Raw genomic sequence first — 16,627 nt, 5'->3', positions numbered from 1 at the left:
GGAATCCTCGGCCCAATAGGAACAAACGATCCTGGCTTCCGTTCGCGATGATGTCCCCTCTCATCCCGAGGCCTTCAATGTACCACCATGTCAAGAAGCTGATGTTCACTGTTCGCGTCGACGAACCGGACCCTCGTTTTGGCAACATGCTTCTTGAACAGTTCGGTGGCGCCAACGGCGAGCTCGCTGCTGCGATGCAATATTCAATACAGGGCCTGAACTGCGAAGATCCGGATCGCAAGGACTTGCTGATGGATATCGGCACCGAAGAACTGAGCCACCTCGAAGTCGTGGGGACGCTTGCCCGCATGCACCTCAAGCCGGCAAAGTTCGATCGCCAGGCCGCCGAAGCCGATCCCCTAATTGCCATCGCGGGCGGCGGTGGCGTGAACCTGTTCAATTCCCAGGGCAATGCATGGACGGCCGACTACCTGAAGATCACCGGCGAGCTCGATGTCGATCTGCGCAGCAACATCGCCGCCGAAGCACGGGCCAAGATCGTCTATGAGCGGCTGATCAATTTCTGCGACGACGCCGGCACCAAGGACGCGCTTCAATTCCTGATGACTCGGGAAATCACCCACATGAGAGCGTTCGCGCTGGCGCTCGAGAGCATGGCTAAGCCAGCTTTCAGCATCGGCCGCATCGCTCCGACGCCAGGACTGGTCGACCAATTCTTCAACGATTCCACCGGGACGGGCGACCATGGGGAGATCGACACCCGCGGTCCTTGGAACGAGGGCAACGGCTGGGTCTTCACTGAATCGCCAGCAATTCAGGCCGAACCCGGCGCCTCCGCCGCGATCGTCGCGGAAAGTTCGCCGCCAGACGACCAGGCCGGGCTGGGCGACCTGTTGATCGATGAGCTCCGCGACATTCTGCACGCCGAAAAGCAACTCACTAAGGCGCTTCCGAAGATGGCCGAGGCAGCTCGCTTCGATCAGCTGCGTGAGCTGTTTGAGCAGCATCTCGTCGAGACTGAAAACCAGGTGGAGCGCATCAATGAATGCTTCGAGTTGCTCGGCAAGAACGTCCGCGCAAAGCCTTGCAAGGGCATGACGGGGCTTATCGAAGAAGGCCAGGAAATCATCGCTGAAGGCGAAGAAAAGGAAGACGCGGCCGCTGACCTCTCCCTGATCGGAGCCGCACAGCGTGTGGAGCACTATGAAATTTCGGCTTACACGACGGCGAAGAACCTCGCGCAGCAGCTGCGTCACAGTGCGGTCGTCGCGCTGTTGTCGAAATCGCTTGCGGAAGAAGAGAATTCCGATCAGCTGCTAAACCAAGTGGCTCGATCGCTGATGTCGGTAGCAAAAATGCCGGCGCCTATCGAACAGGCCGAATAACACGTGATCCCGACAGCCCCGGAAGTGTCGAAACGCCACAAGGTGTGCACTGGGCACTGTCGGGGCTGCGGCTGTAGCGGAAATTCACGACTGTTCTATGCAGCCAAGTAATGCTCCATTCCGTTCTCCTCTGAGGGGAGGAAGATGATTTGGGCTGGCGAAGTTCGGCCCGCTCAGGCGCCTACAAGGCGCTCGTATTCACGCAATATGATCTTGTAACAACTGCATGACGCAGCTTCTAATCCTCTGCGATTCACGATCGTGACCGTGCCTCGCTCGTACTCGATCAAGCCTGCTTTTTGCAGAACACCGGCAGCGACACTCACGGTCGGCCGATGTACGCCCAGCATCTGCGATAAGAATTCTTGGGTAAGTGGAAAGTTGTCTCCCTCGACCCGGTCGTGCGTCTGCAGCAGCCATCGCGCACAACGCTCCTGAACTTCATGGAGGCGGTTGCAAGAGGTGCCCTGCGCGATCTGGTTCATCAGCGCCACCGTGTAACGCATCAGCATCTGCTGCAGCTTCGGCGTCTTGTCAAACAAGGAGACGAGCTGTTTGATTTCTGCTCGACGGCCAAAGCCGGGGATCTGCACCAGGATCTTGCTCGGGATCGAAGCAACACCAAGCAGCGCGTGAATCCCGGCCAAGCCCTCTGGGCCGACGGTTGCGAACTCGACCACTTCTCCGTCGTCGGGCTCATTGACCATGGACACGACGCCGCTATCTACGAAGTAGAAGTGCTTGATCGACTCATTCGGCTCGGCCAGCACTTGCTTGAACTTGAGTTCCACCGGTTCGAGATGAGGCTCGACCAGCCGGAGTTCCTCGGCAGGCGTTTTCAGCAGCAGGCGGTTGGAAACGGGCATAGTTGCCTCCGCAGGAAGGCTATGTCATCCAGATGACAATGCGCTCCGGTCCAACCCAGCCCAAGGTTCGACGTTCCTGCGCCGTAGGCGTGATCGCCTCGGCCGGCGGGATCAGGGCAACCATCGAACTTTTGAGTTCCCTGGCGGCAACCTTTTATCCCCCAATCATCGTAGCTCAACACTTGCCGAGAACCGCAAGCAGCTTGGATCAGGTGCTTGGCTGGCACACGAAGAGGAAGGTCTGCTGGGCCGAAGAGGGAGAGCGACCGGTCTTCGGGCAGGTCTACCTCTGTCGTCCCGGAGTTTCGGTGCAGTTGACGCACGAGGGGTTTCGTCTCCGACCTCTTGCCGGAAACCCGAGCAGTTGGCTTCAGCTGCCGGATGACTTGCTACGGAGTATGTCCGAAACTTATGGTAACCGCTTGGCGGCCATTGTTCTAAGCGGCGCACTTCCAACTGGGCTGAGGGGCCTCAAGCAGGTCCGCGCCTCGGGAGGGATTTTGATGGCGCAGAGCAGAACGAGCTCGCGCGATTTCGCGATGCCATGCGCGGCGATCGAAATCGGAAAGGTGGAAATCTTCACTTCACCGTCCAGAATGGCTGGAATGCTGGAGATCATCTCCGAGCAGTGGGATGATCATCCGAATGGGCAGTGAGAGCGACGGTAAACGCTGAGGCAGAGCGGCCCCTTCGTTATTCCCCCAGCTCCTTGAGAATGCGGTCTCGGTGCTTAAGATGCTGCGCTTGAGATGCATAGAAAATGTCCAGAAGCCTTTGGGCCTGGTCCGTGTTATGGCCCTGCCGAAACATGACCCTTATTCGCCCCTCCTGCTCCGCAATATGTCTCTCGCCTTGCGCGATGTGCCGCTCGGCTTCTTCCAAATGTCGGAGCTGCATGGTGCGGTCCATGCCACAGCATAACTCAAAAATGGTCGATCCGCTGGGGAAATCGTTCGCCGTTCTCAGCGTCTCTTACCTGCGAATTGCCTCCCGCGAAGGTGTTCGGACATGGACGCTGCAGGATATCCAAGCACCACTCGATGTTCTCAAGCGAGCGCCTGACGATTTGCTGGTCCATCGCTCGGTCAGGGCGGTAGATCGGTTTTCGGTGTTTATCCATGTTCCGCCTTTAGCGGAAAAGGAACAGGTCGTCTGTCATGCGGATGACGAGCCGATAGCGTGAAGTTGGGCCTGTCGGCTCCGGATCACTAGGCGTCACGACGCTCAACTTGAGGGGCCCGCGCTGCCTCCAAAAGCCAGCTTCCGGTCTTTTGAATAAGCCGGCTACGGGCCACGCTGACGTTCAGTATAGAGCGAGGCGGCGACTAAGGCCGCCTTATCAGTCCTGGCAACTTAGCTTCTCGCATGCAGGGTATAGACTTGTGTCCGTCTAGATCAGGTGAAACATGTTAGTCGGCGATCAATCTGCCCCGGCCGCAGTGCGTGTACTTCGCGGGTGTTTTTCTTTGGGGCGTGTACCTGCATCCGGCTGCCTTGGCATTAGCCGTTAGCTAGGATGGGATCGCGCAATTCTATTTGCTGATTTTGTGGACATCCCCGGGCTCAAGATCAAGCTCTTCGAACAGCTTCTGCTGCTCGCGTGTCAATGCGATATCTAGAACTTCGGCAGTCCAACCTTCCGGCACGGCGGCAAGGATCAATCTTAGCGCTTGACGCGGCTTCGCTCGCGCAATCCAGACTTGCGTTTTATTGTCGTCTGCCGTTATTTCGACGACCGTGAAGTTATTGCCGAACGACTCCGCCATCACCTCCAATTCGGCGGCCGATCACGGGTTGCTACGCCTCACTCTGGCAGCTGCAAACCGGGCGATCGAAGCCATTCACTGACGTGCGCACCGGTATCTGCCTGCCGAGCTTTCTTCAGCAGCGCCTCCCGTTCAAAACCCGGGGGTAGAGCTTTTGCTTCCTCCCGCAGGCGGCCAGCCTCTTGCGCTAACCGCTCTTCAAGGCTTTGGGTTTGCTTGAAGCGGCGTCGTTTCGGTGCCATGGGCTTCCCTCGTCAGGTCCCCGCCCGGAACGCGGAGTCAAAGCCTGCGGTACCGAAATTGTTCCGCTCGTCGTCGGGGAGCAGCTCATGCGACTTTAGGAAGGTGTCTGGATTGACTGGCTGAGCCGAGCCTCAGAGCTCTCGGGGTCTGGCGAGCGCTCTACTTGCGAGGCGATGTACCGCGAATGCAGCCGATTACTGGCCACGGCCCCGGCGCGATTATCTTCAACAATCGTGCCTCGTTGAGCCGTAACGAGGCCCAGGGCGGACCGAAGAGCGAAGGATGGCAAAGTTCTCGAAGTACGATCCAATTGCCGATCAGTCGCCTGCTCGAACCAACAAATACACACCGGAGGAAAACTAAAGTACGAAAGCGGCACGTCGAGCGGCACTGGGGGACTTCAGCCGTTTCACTACCGTGCCCCTACCTGTAGGCGGCCTTGATCGTTCTCGGCGGCCGGATGGATCTGCGCGAGATCGTTTCGTGATAGGCACGACGTGGCCTAGGCGGCTAAACGGTGCTCGTCTTCAATCGGCTCGTGGTCACCACTAGACGTCCTTTTCAGGAAGCGCGCCAGGGCTGCCTTCGGTAGCGGGGGAGCGACTCGAACCCCCCGACCTTTTTTCGCTTTGAAGCTCCGACTTCGAAGAGCCGGCTGCGCCACCTTCGATGCCGACCAAAAATTCTTTGGAAATTGTCCCAGACTAAAATCCCAGACTAAACGCAAATTTTAGCCTGGGGCCATTTTAGGCCTGCTCAAGAAATCGCTATAGTTGAGATAGATGGCGCGCCCGGAACGATTCGAACGTCCGCCCCATTCGTAGATTGAGGGGTGGCTTCTTACAAGGAAGCAATCCCTTGGCGAGACGCCTGCGTTTCTTGTTCAAGACCCCGCCGATCGACTTTCTTCTTCCTCGGTTCGAAACATATAGCACTGGTGAGAACGCCGACTACGGGACGTTGCTGAAACCGCGGGACTAAAATCAGCGTCGCGCGATGAGCGCTTTCGGCATCGGTCCCGCACCGAGCGGCATCGAGTCGTCCCAAGGTCGTCCATTGGGAATTGGGTCTCTCCATCGGCATCGTGAAGGAACACGGATCGGGCACGCATGACACGAGCCTAGACTCAACCTCGCGGTAGGTCTCTCCGTTTTCAGGCCAGAGCCTGGTTCGATTCCGATCAGGCGATTGTGGAGCCTGGAAGGGCATAGGCGCGCCCGCGGCGAGAACCCTCCTATTTTATTTTTGTCGGCGAATACCTCGCGTCCTGCTGGTATTTGTGCTGGTATCGGCGGCAATCGACGACAAAAGTGGTCTCAAATTCAAATGGTTATGGCTCTAGGCAATTATCGGCCAGGGGCACCAACTCGCCGCCATTCGAGACAAACCCGCACGAACAACCCTCTTCGCCATTGGTGCCACCAGAGCCCGCCTTTGATGGCAGCCCTCACCACCCGCTCACAAGGGTTGTCCCCATCCGCTTCAGGCACCGATAGCGGTTTGGGCACACACGTTCCGTGGGCGAGAGGCGGGTTGCAGGGGTCGGGTGCTGTAGCGGCAATCTAAGTCTTCGCCCCGTAGCTGCTTCTGACCGGGATCATCGGTGCCTTCTGATCGACAACATCAGTTGGACACCTTTGCTTTTGCACGCTTCACAATATTTTCCATCCGCGCGGAATCCCTTGCGATGGTTTCTCCGAACTTGGCGGGCTCATCAGCGATCACGGTCAAACCCAAGCCTTCCAGACGAGCTGAAACGGTCGAATCCCGCAAGGCCTCCACGATGGACTTGTGGAGCTTCTCGATCACGTCCTTTGGGGTCGCCGATGGAGCAACAAAGCCGTACCAGTTGCCGGCGAGGAGATCAGGTGATCCTGCTTCCGCGGACGTCGGCACATCGGGAAGCTGCCTGCTTCGTTCAGGCGCGGTCACCACAATTGGCTTCAACGCTCCGCTCTGCACCTGCTGGACGACATTCGACAGGTTGTCGCACATCATGGAAACCTGACCGCTGACAACATCCTGGAGTGCTGGAGCCGCTCCTTGGTACGGTATGTGAACGGCATCAATGCCTTCGAGCACCTTCAACGTCTCCCCGCACAGGTGGCTCGTGCTCCCGTTGCCGGCCGAAGCAAATGTCAGCTTGCCGGGCTCAGCTTTGGCCAGCGCCACCAATTCCTTCAGCGAGCTTGCCTTGACCGACGGATTGACGACGATGATGTTCGGCGTCGAAGCGCCATTGGTGATCGGCGCGAAGTCCTTTTCAGGATTGTACGTCGGCTTTTCATAGATCCATTGGTTGATTGTAAGCATGCCAGTCGTCGCAAGCAGAATCGTGTGGCCATCCGCCGGTGAGGAGGCGACGCGAACCGCCCCGATCGATCCGTTTGCTCCACCGCGATTTTCGATGATCACGGGAACGCCGAGCGACTTGGACATCAAGGGACCAACCAATCGTGGAATCGCGTCGGCGGTGCTTCCGGCAGGATACGGGACCACAATCGTAATCAGCTTTTCAGGGAACCCAGCCGCCGCCGCGCCGGGCACCCCGAAGAATCCTGGCGACAGCAGTGCCGCCAAAATAAACGTCGCCCACTTCATCAGATCATTGCTTCGCATTCTGAATATCCTGCATGACATCTCGGGGACCATGGCATTGACTCCTCCAAGTTCACTGGCGCTTCCACTGACGCGGTTCTTGCGCGGCGATAAGCCGGTTACCGCCGACATCGTCTAAGAGAGAATTGGTGATCACCCCGCGGCGACATGCAGCGAAGCTGCCCGCTCGAGCGAGTCCAGCATTGCAATTCGGCGCAAGAGCGCTCGTCCCTTTTCCGGATCGGTGGCCGCGGCGCGAATGTCGTCGCGGAAACGCGCCCGGTCGGCTTCATCTTTCGCCTCGAGATTCTTCTTGTTGCGAATGGTGTCGCCCTGAATGGCCTGCATCGTGACGGTACGACGCTGCAGATCGTAATCGGCGAGAACACGCTCATTGGCCGTACCATTGATGACCGCACCCAACTTCGCTGTCAGGTTCAATGCGTCGTGAATGCCGCCATTCATGCCCATGCCGCCGAGCGGATTGTTGATATGGGCGGCGTCGCCAGCCAGGAAGGCGCGACCTTTCCGGAAGTTCGCGGCGACGCGCTGATGCACACGATACAACGTCGTGTGGAGGATCGGGGCTTCCATCTCGGCGGGAACGACCCGCCGGATCGATGCCGTCACATAGTGTTCGGAGAGCGCCTCGGCATCGGAGATTTCCGCAGCCACCGGCATCATCACGCGCCATGCGCCGAGAATGCGGAGAAGGAAGTACCAGCGCTCTGGATCGGCGACATAGCTGACCGACGACACACCCGGGCGAAGCACCGTGAAATCGACCGGAGTTGTCATCACCAGAAAACGCTCGGGCCAGGTGAAGCCCTCGAATTCGATGTCCTGGCTGCGGCGTACGATGCTGTTCGCGCCATCGGCGCCGATCAGCCAGGTGCATTCATGCGCGATGTGGCGCCCCTGGGCTCCGACCATTACCTTGACGGCATCGTTCGCCTGCTCGACGGATTTGACCTCGCTGCCGAACGCGATCGAGAACAACGGGTTGCCGGACAAAGCATCCAGAATGATGCGCGTTAGCTTGAACTGCTCGGCCTGCAGGCGGAACGGGTGCCGCACCAGATCGGAAATCGCTGCGAAGTCGAACGTCCCGAGCACGCCGTCTTCGGACGAGCTGTATTGAACAGTCGGCGCCTTCAGGCCCTGCGCGATCAGCGTGCTGGCGAAGCCGAGATCATCGAGCATGTCCAGCGTGGGCGGATGGAACGTCGATGCCCGCGACTCGCTGCTCAGTTGGTCGTTCTTCTCCAGCACCAGAACCGGGATGTTCTGCCGCACCATATTTGCCGCTGCCACCATGCCCACCGGCCCTGCCCCAGCGATGATGACAGGAGGCTTCGCATTACTCATTGTATCCAGACCTCTTGGAGAAATTTCGAGCCTCGGCTCTCATCGGCGCCAGCGCGAAAGAGGGCGCCAGTCAATGTGTCTGCCGCCTCAGGCTGGATCGTAGTAGTGCATTTCGAGAAGCAGGCAGCCGCCTTCAGATTTGAGCGGACCGTGCCATGCGCCCGGCGGCCTGACGGCGTAGGTGTATCCTGCGAACGGCGTGCCGCCTTGCCCGTTCACGTCATTGCCGACGGTCAGGTCGCCGGAGACCAGAAAGACTTCTTCCCAGTGGTCGTGAACGATCTGCTGCTTGGTGAACAGGCCCGGAGGGAATTTCAGCAGTCGCGTCCGGCTACCGCGCTTGTTCGCGGTGTCCAGCGATCCGGACAAAATCTTCTCCAGTGCGCCCGACTTGGGATCGTAGCCCTCGGGAAGCTGCCAGCCGCTCTCCATGTCGAGCGTGTGGAACTCGTCATGCAGTTTGTTGACCGCCACGAATATGCTCCTTGAAGTTAATCGTCGAAAAGCCTGCAATTCCCGACGCCATTGATGGCACGGCGTTGATAAAGGCCCGCCGCTCCATGGACTTTCGCCATCTACCCAGTTTGTTGCCTTGTGTTTAGGCGTGCAAACAATTTAATCTGCGGATGTCTTGCGTTTTTGGAATGAACTATGCGCCGCAGAATACCCAGCCTCGGCGCGCTGATGGCCTTCAGCGCGGCTGCCAAGCACCTCAGCGTCACGCGTGCCGCGAGCGAACTCGCACTGACCGAAAGTGCGGTCTCGCGCCAGATCGCGCAACTGGAGACGCAGCTCGGCGTCAAACTCTTCCACCGGATCAAAAAGCGGATCACCCTGACGCGCGCCGGAACAGCCTACAGCACCCGCGTGGCGCAAACGATCGAGCGGATCGAGCGCGATACGCTCGAGGTCATGGGCTACGAAGCCGACGGCACGGTTCTGGACGTCGCGGTGCTGCCCACCGTCGGCACCCAATGGCTCATTCCGCGCCTGCCGGACTTCTATGCTCAAAATCCCGGCATTGCCGTCAACGTGAGTGCGCGCAACACGCGCTTCTTCTTCAGCGAGACCGCGCTCGATGGTGCGCTATATTTCGGTGAGCCCGACTGGCCCGGCACGCAAGCAGACTATCTGTTCGACGAGGTCCTCCTGCCGGTCGGATCGCCGACGCTTATCGGCAAGCGCGCCGAACTGCGACCGAGTGAGATTGCCGAATTGCGGCTTCTGCATCTGGTCACGCGACCCGATGCATGGCGTCGCTGGTTCGATGCTGCGGAACTTGGCGGCACGAATGTGATCCGCGGGCCACGCTTCGATATTCAATCTACTTTAATCAGCGCGGCGAACTCCGGCCTTGGCGTCGCGCTGCTTCCTGAATTCCTGATTTCCGACCAGTTGACCTCCGGCAAGCTGAAGGTGCTGTCGAGCCTCACGTTGAGAAGCGTCGGCTCGTACTATTTCGCCTGCCCGGAAGAGAAAGCCGACAATCCCCTGCTCTCGGCATTTCGTGCATGGCTCCTGACGCAGGCAGCTACGTCAGCGCCTCCGGCACTTCGAACGGCAGGTGGGAGCATGCTCTAGCGCAAGAAAACCTCAGATCGCCGCTTGCGATACGCGGTCAAAGACCCTGTGTCATAATGACAGGGTCCAGAGCATGTGGAGCGGTTCCGTGCGCGCACTTGAAGTGTTCGTGATCTACGTTGCACCGTTCTTCGTCATCGGGATCGTTGCAAAGCTCCTGATGAAGCGAAACAGCGTCGATCTGCCCGATGCACGCGCGTTGATGAGGGATGAGCCCGGGCAGCAGGCGTTATGCCGGCTGCTGAGCGACCTCGTCGGTGGCTACATCGAAGCCTTCGATGAGAGGCTATGCCCGTTGACGTCGCGGACCATGCCTATCAGCGCCTGCTCGACCTGGTCGGAAGCCTCGATCTTCAGGCCAATGCCGACCGTCGCCTGGCCGACATCAATCGCGCAGCGGCGTACGATTTGCTGCATTGATCGCGCAAATCTGACGGGCGAGTCGCGCCATCGTCACGTGCTGCTTCGAGCGGCGAGCGCACCGCTCAGATCATCGCGGCGACTTTTTCCAGGCCGATGATGCGGGCGAGCGAGCGGACTTCGTTCTTCTGGTCCTCGCGAAGCTGGAACAGAAGCGGCATGGCGGCCGATTTCAATTGCTGCACTTCGTCGGAATCCGGATCGATCGGAACGCCGGTTACGTTCGGATCAGCCTGGCGCTTCTGGTGGATCTTGCGGGCGACCGCGCGGAGCGCAGTTTCGACCGCCGGCCAGTAATATTCCTGCGACGATGTCAGCTTCAGTCGGTCCTTGATGCCGGCGATCTGGGCGTCGCTGAGCAGCGCGTAGTTCTTCTGCAGTGCGGGCTTGGCCGCCGCCTTCGGCTTCGCGGGGGCCGGCGCCGTCGGCTGGGCGGTTGCAGGCTCGTTGGCGGGCTCGGTCAATTTCGGCAGCCCGACATCGGCGGGCTCGGTCGAGGCATAGGCCTGGCGCAGCGAGGTCGCGACATCAGGGATCGCAGCCTGTGCCTGGGCCTGAAGCTGCGCCTGCGCCGGGGTCTGCTGCGGCGGCTCGTAGGCGGCGAGCGCGTAGGCCACCACAGCGAGGCGGTCCTTCTTGCTCTCCTTATTGGAGACCGGATGAACAGGCGCAGAGTCCTCCGCGACGCTGCGCGGCATCGGCACGCTGTCACGGCTCAAAATGCTGGTTGCGGCGGCGCCAACCACAAGGAAGCAGGTCAGCGCGATGATGGTCATGGCCCTAGTCAACAACGTCTCCATCCCGGCCGGACGTCTCTCGAAATTGAACGCCAATTGCGGCGTTAGCATGCCCTCGGAACCGCGATCGCGAGGAAAAGTCGAAAAAATCGCAACGAAACCAGGGAAACTCAGGCCGCGGCGGCCAGCTCATAGGCTTCCTGGATGTCGGCTACGATCTCATGGGCTTCGAACAGCGCGGACCCCGATACCGAATGCAGGCTGATGGTCCAGTTGGTCCGGCGGGTTCGCGGCATCCTGACGATCTCGAATTCGACGTTGCGACAGAGCGGATGGCGCTGCAATGCGTGATGGACGCGAATCCAGAGCTCATCGAGGGTCGCCGGTGTTTTGGTGAGAAAGGCCTCAAGAAGCACGTCGCGTCCCCTCAGATTCTGCGCCAGCCCGGCCCATGAGACGGCGGGCTGTCCTGCGCGGCTATTGTTGGGGCGAACGTAGTTAATGCCGGGTTAAGTGGAGATTGGCATTCCGTGGCGAATTAAATCGTAGCCCGGATGGAGCGAAGAGGCTGAGCAAGTACTCGGGCCGCTGTCGACCTCGTAGAACACCGTTCCTCTATGTTGCCTGTACAGTGCCGATGACAGAATATTCCTCACATCAATGGCTGCTGGGGCGAACAGATTTCTACTGGGCTGCTGGACGATTGAATACTTGCTCAGCCTCGAAGCGCAATCCGGGTTCTTCGAAGACGGCGCGGCCTGACCCGGATGACGCTTCGCTCCATGCGGGCTACAGGGCTGCGCGATATTCCTCGGCCGTCCGCGCCACCAACTCATCCACGGAAAGCACCTCCGTCACGCCGGAGACCGAATGGCCGGCGCTCCAGATGTCGCGCCAGCGTTTCGGGCGGCTTTCGCGGGCACCGATATCGATATCCTTGCCGATGTCGATGGCGCCGCGCAGGGGCAGGTTGTCCGGGTCGAGGCCGGCGGCTTCGATCGAGCGGCGCAGCATGTTGGTCTGCAGCCCGGTGAAAGCTGTAGTCAGCAGGATGTCATCGGCGGTGCTTGCGACCAGCATCTCCTTGTACCTGATATCCGCCATGCTCTCGCGCGTGGCGATGAATTTGGTGCCCATATAGGCGAGGTCGCAGCCGAGCGCTTCGGCGGCGCGGAGCGCGTGGCCATCCGAGATGCCGCCGGCCAGCACGATCGGACCATCGAAGAAGGCGCGGACCGCGCGCACGAACACGAACGGATTGAGCCAGCCGGTCTGCCCGCCCGCGCCCGCGGTGAGCAGCACCAATCCATCGGCGCCGGCCTCAATCGCGCGTTCGGCGTGGCGGATCGAGGCGACATCGGCGAACACCAGCGCGCCTGCATCATGCAGCGGTTTTGCAACCGGCGCCGGCGAGCCGACCGACGTGATGACCATCTCCGGCGTGTGACGCAGCAGCACGTCCAGATCCTGCTGCAGCCGCGCATTCGAGCGGTGCACGATCAGGTTCGGGCAGATCGGCGCGGTCGCTTTCCCGCTTGCGTCGGAATGGCGCTGCAATCGATCCTCGATCTCCGCGAGCCACTGATCGAGCTGTTCCGTGTCGCGGCAATTCACCGTGGGGAAGGAGCCAATCACGCCATTGCGGCGGGCGGCTACCACCAGCTCGACACCGGAGACCAGGAACATCGGCGCCGCGATCAGCGGCAGCGAGAGGCGCTCGCGAAAGCGCGAGCGAATGTTGTTCGATGGCAAGACGTTTCTTCCCTCTCCCGGCTTGAGCCGCTTCCTTGTTGTGCTAGCGTCATCGCCAACATTGGCACGAAGAATTGCTAGACACAAAACCGACGGGGAGGAATTTTCGGAATGAACCATCCGCTCTATGCGTTTCCACCGGTGTGCGAGCAGACGCTGCGAGCGCTGGCGCGCTATCCCTCGCGCACTGCTTTCAGTTGGCCGGGTGGATCGATCACCTACCAGGGCGCCACCGACCTGATCGGGCGGATGCAGAACGTGTTCATGCGGCTCGGCTTTACCCCCGGCACTCGCATCGCGCTGCTGACCGCCAACCGCGCCGACACCTGGTGCGCTGGCGTCGCCGCGCAGCTCGCACGACTTGCGATCACCTGGCTGCATCCGTTGGGATCGCTGGACGACCAATTATTCCAGATCGAGGATTCGGACGCCCAGATGCTGATCGTCGATGCGGCGAGCTTCCGTGACCGCGGCGGCGAGCTCGCCGCGAAGGCGACAGGCGTCAAAACCGTGTTCACGCTCGGCCCCGCCGACTACGGCATCGACCTCTTGCAGGCGATCGAGCAGGCAGGGCACGCTACCGCGCGCTGCCTCGCCGGACCTGATGACATCGCGACACTGAACTACACCGGCGGCACGACGGGCAAATCCAAGGGCGCGCTGCGTTGTCACCGCGAATATGGCGGCTTCGCCGGCGCCGTCCTTGCCGATTTCGAGATCCCCGAGACGCCGCGCTATCTCACGGTGGCGCCGATCAGCCACGTCGCCGGGACAAAGGTGCTGCCGGCGCTGATGCGCGGCGGCACTGTGCATATGCTGAAAGGTTTTGATCCAGAGGCCGTGTTCAGGACGATCGAGCGGGAGAAGATCAACTTCACGCTGTTCGTGCCGACCATGATCTATGTGCTGCTCGATCATCCCGCGTTGGACAAGACCGACCTCTCCTCGCTTGAACTATTGCTTTATGGCGCCTCGGCGATGTCGCCGAGCCGGCTGGTCGAAGGCATCGAGCGGATCGGGCCGGTGTTCTCGCAGCTCTATGGCCAGACCGAATGCTATCCGGTCTCGGTGCTGCGCAAGGCCGATCATGATCCGAAGACGCCGGAGCTGTTCCTGTCCTGCGGCTTCCCGATCGCGGTCTGCAACGTGAAGATCCTCGACGACAATGACGAGGAGGTCAGAGCTGGCGAGGCGGGCGAGATCTGCGTGCGCGCGCCGCATGTGATGGCGGAATACTGGAAGCGGCCGGAGACGACAGCGGAGACGCTCAAGAACGGCTGGCTGCATACCGGCGACATCGCCCGCGCCGACGAGCGCGGCTATATGTACATCCTGGATCGCAAGAAGGACATGATCGTCTCCGGCGGCTTCAACATCTTTCCGCGCGAGGTCGAGGACGTGCTGTCGCAGCACGCGGACGTGGCGATGGTGGCGGTGGTCGGCGTGCCCGACGACAAATGGGGCGAGGCCGTCACCGCTGTTGTCGTCGCCCGCGACGGCGCGCGGCCGGACGCGGACGAGCTGATCAACCTGGTGAAGGCGAAGAAGGGCTCGGCGCACGCGCCGAAGCAGATCCGCTTTGTGAAGGAATTGCCGATGACGGGCGTCGGCAAGGTCGACAAGAAGGTGTTGAAGGCGAGCTTCTGGGCCGGCCGCGAGCGGATGGTGGGGTGACGTTGCGACGCCGGTGGCCTCATGGTTCGAGACGCGCGCAAGCGCGCTCCTCACCATGAGGGTCTGAGAGCTCAGCGTAAATCTAGACCCTCATGGTGAGGAGGCGCGAAGCGCCGTCTCGAACCATGAGGCCACCGGCGTCGCCAGAGCTCTCTCACCGCAGCAACTGGTCCAGCCGATCGCGCAACTGGTCCTGATGATACGGCTTGGCCAGTCGCGGCAAATCGACCTGGACGCCGTCGGGCAGTTCGGCATAGCCGGTGGCGAGCAGGATCGGCAGCGAGGGGCGCACCTTTCGCGTGGCAGCGGCGAGCTCGAGCCCGGTCATCCCAGGCATCACATGATCTGTCATCATCAGGTCGAGCGGCTGCTCGCTGCGGAGGATATCGAGCGCGTGCAGGCCAGAGGTGGCGCCGATCACGCGGTGGCCGAGATCCTCCAGCATCTCCGTGGTCGACATCGCGATCAGGGGATCGTCGTCGACGAACAGGATCACCGCGGAGCGCTTGAGCTTGCGCGATGGCGGCGCCGGGCTTGCGGCTTCCGCCAGGGCCGTCGCCACCGGCAGCATCAGCGTCGCGGTGGTGCCCTCCCCTTCGACACTGGAGAGCTGCAGCGTGCCGCCGAGCTGCACGGCGAGCCCATGCACCATCGACAGTCCGAGCCCGGTGCCCTTGCCGAGCGGCTTTGACGAGAAGAACGGCTCGATCGCGCGCTTCAGGATTTCCGGAGTCATCCCGGTGCCGGTGTCTATCACCGACAGATTGAGATAGGCGCCCGGCTTGAGCGCCGGATCCCTCGCGGCCTGTTCTTCCGACACCTTGATGTCGATCATGCCGCCGTCCGGCATCGCATCGCGCGCGTTGATCGCGAGGTTGAGGATCGCGAGCTCGAGCTGGTTGGCGTCGATCCGCGCCGGCGGCAGCCCTTCGGGCAGGTCAAGGCGCAACGTGATCCGCGGCCCCAGAGAGCGCTCGAGCAGATTGCTCATGCCCTGGACCAGCGTGCGCAAATCGACCGGCACCACGCGCAGGTCCTGCTGGCGAGCGAAGGCGAGCAGCCGCTGCGTCAGCGAGGCGCCGCGCTCGGCGCCCTGCATGGCGCCGTCGATGAGGCGATGCAGGCGCTGGTCGCCGGGCAGGCGCTTGCGCAGGAGTTCGAGATTGCCCATCACCGCCATCAAGAGATTGTTGAAGTCGTGCGCGATGCCGCCGGTGAGCTGGCCGATGGTCTCCATCTTCTGCGCATGGCGGAGCTGCTCCTGGGCCTTTTCGCGGGCCGCGACTTCTTTCAGGAGGTCGGCGGTGCGCTGGTCGACGCGGTGCTCCAGCGTCGCCGTCAGTTCGGAAAGCGCAGTGCGCTCGGCTGCGAGCTGTGCCAGCAGGTTCTCGCGCTCGATCTCGGCGGTCTTGCGCAGGGTGATGTCGGAGCACACGCCGACCAGCGATTTGAGGCTGCCATCTGGGCGCCGCACCGCGCGGGCGCGCACGTCGAGCCAATGTTGCGAGCCGTCCGGCCAGATCACGCGGTATTCGATCGCGTAATGCCTGCCAGTACGGATGCTTTGCTCCAGGACGCCAAGCCGCCGCTCGCGGTCCTCGGGATGTACGGAATCGAGAAGCTGTTGATAGGTGAACGGCTCGCTGGCGCGGCGGCCGAAATAGGCTTTGCAGATGTCCGAGGCCTCGAGCTCGAATTCCGGCAAATGCAATTCCAGCGCGCCGAGCTGCCCGGCATTCAGCGCGGTCTGCAGCAGGCTCTCGCTTTCGGTGAGGTCTTCGAGGATGGCGCGGCTCTGGTACTGGCGGCGCCGGCCACGTACTGCCGAGCCGACGATGCTCGCAAGCGTGGTGGGATGAAACGGGCGCTCGATGAAGGTCACGTTGCCCAGGATCTTGCCGAGGCGTACCGCGCCCGGATCGCGCTCCAGGCTACCGCCCCGCGTTAACAGCACGATCGGGAAATCCGACCATGCCGGCTGATCGTTGAGCCATCCCGTCAGCCCGGTCAAATCCGCGCCCTTGATCGCGTCATCGGCGATCACGGCGAGCCCCGCGCCGCTGCCGATCTCGCGCCTCAGCGCATCCAGGTCATCGCAGATGTTGGCGTAATAGCCGGCGTCGCGGATCAGACCGGCGGTCTCGGCGGCTTCACGCTGGGTCGCGGCAAGGACCACCGCACGCTCGGAGGAAGGACCCGGCCTCACGGCACGCTCCGGCTTGAAAAGAGCTTGGTTACAATATCATAGGCAGCAACAACGCCCGATGCTCGCCTGG

General features: G+C 61.2%; 16 protein-coding genes. 5 read left to right on the top strand and 11 right to left on the bottom strand.

What is annotated here, in order from left to right:
- Nucleotides 1-77: 77 nt before the first annotated feature.
- Entirely contained in the window at nucleotides 78-1,346 is a 1,269-nt protein-coding gene (locus tag I6F35_RS07690; RefSeq protein WP_225117048.1) for a DUF892 family protein, read from the top strand.
- Nucleotides 1,347-1,519: 173 nt separating this feature from the next.
- Here the strand turns inward: I6F35_RS07690 and I6F35_RS07685 are convergent, their stop codons facing one another.
- Nucleotides 1,520-2,212, bottom strand: a complete 693-nt coding sequence (locus I6F35_RS07685) for a Crp/Fnr family transcriptional regulator (protein WP_225117047.1) — start codon at nucleotides 2,210-2,212, stop codon at nucleotides 1,520-1,522.
- A gap of 2 nt (nucleotides 2,213-2,214) precedes the next feature.
- On the opposite strand from I6F35_RS07685, the gene I6F35_RS07680 reads away from it, so the two are divergent.
- Nucleotides 2,215-2,868, top strand: a complete 654-nt coding sequence (locus I6F35_RS07680; protein WP_225117046.1) for a chemotaxis protein CheB — start codon at nucleotides 2,215-2,217, stop codon at nucleotides 2,866-2,868.
- Nucleotides 2,869-3,140: 272 nt separating this feature from the next.
- Nucleotides 3,141-3,395: a hypothetical protein gene (locus I6F35_RS07675; RefSeq protein WP_225117045.1), complete on the top strand. Its 255-nt coding sequence runs from the start codon at nucleotides 3,141-3,143 to the stop codon at nucleotides 3,393-3,395.
- A 349-nt stretch (nucleotides 3,396-3,744) separates the two neighbouring features.
- On the opposite strand, the gene I6F35_RS07670 is transcribed toward I6F35_RS07675, so the two are convergent.
- The 5 genes from I6F35_RS07670 to I6F35_RS07650 form a co-directional block, all read right to left on the bottom strand.
- Nucleotides 3,745-3,978, bottom strand: coding sequence for a hypothetical protein (locus I6F35_RS07670; RefSeq protein ID WP_225117044.1), 234 nt, complete (start codon nucleotides 3,976-3,978; stop codon nucleotides 3,745-3,747).
- A gap of 38 nt (nucleotides 3,979-4,016) precedes the next feature.
- Nucleotides 4,017-4,220, bottom strand: coding sequence for a hypothetical protein (locus I6F35_RS07665; protein ID WP_225117043.1), 204 nt, complete (start codon nucleotides 4,218-4,220; stop codon nucleotides 4,017-4,019).
- A gap of 1,624 nt (nucleotides 4,221-5,844) precedes the next feature.
- Nucleotides 5,845-6,840 (bottom strand): tripartite tricarboxylate transporter substrate binding protein, encoded by a 996-nt coding sequence (locus I6F35_RS07660; RefSeq protein WP_225117042.1) that lies wholly within the window; start codon nucleotides 6,838-6,840, stop codon nucleotides 5,845-5,847.
- Between the two features lie 132 nt (nucleotides 6,841-6,972).
- Complete coding sequence (locus I6F35_RS07655) at nucleotides 6,973-8,187, bottom strand: FAD-dependent monooxygenase (protein ID WP_225117041.1); 1,215 nt, start codon at nucleotides 8,185-8,187, stop codon at nucleotides 6,973-6,975.
- Between the two features lie 87 nt (nucleotides 8,188-8,274).
- Nucleotides 8,275-8,661, bottom strand: a complete 387-nt coding sequence (locus tag I6F35_RS07650) for a cupin (protein WP_225117040.1) — start codon at nucleotides 8,659-8,661, stop codon at nucleotides 8,275-8,277.
- Between the two features lie 177 nt (nucleotides 8,662-8,838).
- On the opposite strand from I6F35_RS07650, the gene I6F35_RS07645 reads away from it, so the two are divergent.
- A complete protein-coding gene (locus I6F35_RS07645) occupies nucleotides 8,839-9,768 on the top strand; it encodes a LysR substrate-binding domain-containing protein (RefSeq protein ID WP_225117039.1) in 930 nt (309 codons plus the stop codon).
- Nucleotides 9,769-10,029: 261 nt separating this feature from the next.
- Here I6F35_RS07645 and I6F35_RS40455 read toward each other — a convergent pair whose 3' ends face one another.
- The 4 genes from I6F35_RS40455 to I6F35_RS07625 form a co-directional block, all read right to left on the bottom strand.
- Nucleotides 10,030-10,185 (bottom strand): hypothetical protein, encoded by a 156-nt coding sequence (locus I6F35_RS40455; protein ID WP_346283145.1) that lies wholly within the window; start codon nucleotides 10,183-10,185, stop codon nucleotides 10,030-10,032.
- Nucleotides 10,186-10,253: 68 nt separating this feature from the next.
- The gene (locus tag I6F35_RS07635; RefSeq protein ID WP_225117038.1) at nucleotides 10,254-10,976 is read right to left on the bottom strand and encodes a hypothetical protein; all 723 of its coding nucleotides are present in this window, start codon (nucleotides 10,974-10,976) and stop codon (nucleotides 10,254-10,256) included.
- Between the two features lie 119 nt (nucleotides 10,977-11,095).
- Nucleotides 11,096-11,341, bottom strand: coding sequence for a hypothetical protein (locus tag I6F35_RS07630; RefSeq protein ID WP_225117037.1), 246 nt, complete (start codon nucleotides 11,339-11,341; stop codon nucleotides 11,096-11,098).
- A 373-nt stretch (nucleotides 11,342-11,714) separates the two neighbouring features.
- Nucleotides 11,715-12,677: a nitronate monooxygenase gene (locus I6F35_RS07625; protein ID WP_225117036.1), complete on the bottom strand. Its 963-nt coding sequence runs from the start codon at nucleotides 12,675-12,677 to the stop codon at nucleotides 11,715-11,717.
- A gap of 111 nt (nucleotides 12,678-12,788) precedes the next feature.
- Between I6F35_RS07625 and I6F35_RS07620 the strand changes: the two genes are divergently transcribed.
- Nucleotides 12,789-14,351 (top strand): AMP-binding protein, encoded by a 1,563-nt coding sequence (locus tag I6F35_RS07620; protein ID WP_225117035.1) that lies wholly within the window; start codon nucleotides 12,789-12,791, stop codon nucleotides 14,349-14,351.
- Nucleotides 14,352-14,505: 154 nt separating this feature from the next.
- Here I6F35_RS07620 and I6F35_RS07615 read toward each other — a convergent pair whose 3' ends face one another.
- Nucleotides 14,506-16,557 carry an ATP-binding protein gene (locus I6F35_RS07615; RefSeq protein WP_225117034.1) on the bottom strand — a complete coding sequence of 684 codons (2,052 nt, stop codon included), beginning with the start codon at nucleotides 16,555-16,557 and terminating at the stop codon, nucleotides 14,506-14,508.
- Between the last annotated feature and the right edge of the window lie 70 nt (nucleotides 16,558-16,627).

The sequence above is a fragment of the Bradyrhizobium sp. BRP22 genome (assembly GCF_020194175.1).
Lineage (GTDB): Bacteria > Pseudomonadota > Alphaproteobacteria > Rhizobiales > Xanthobacteraceae > Bradyrhizobium.
This window is presented reverse-complemented; position numbering and strand designations above follow the sequence as displayed.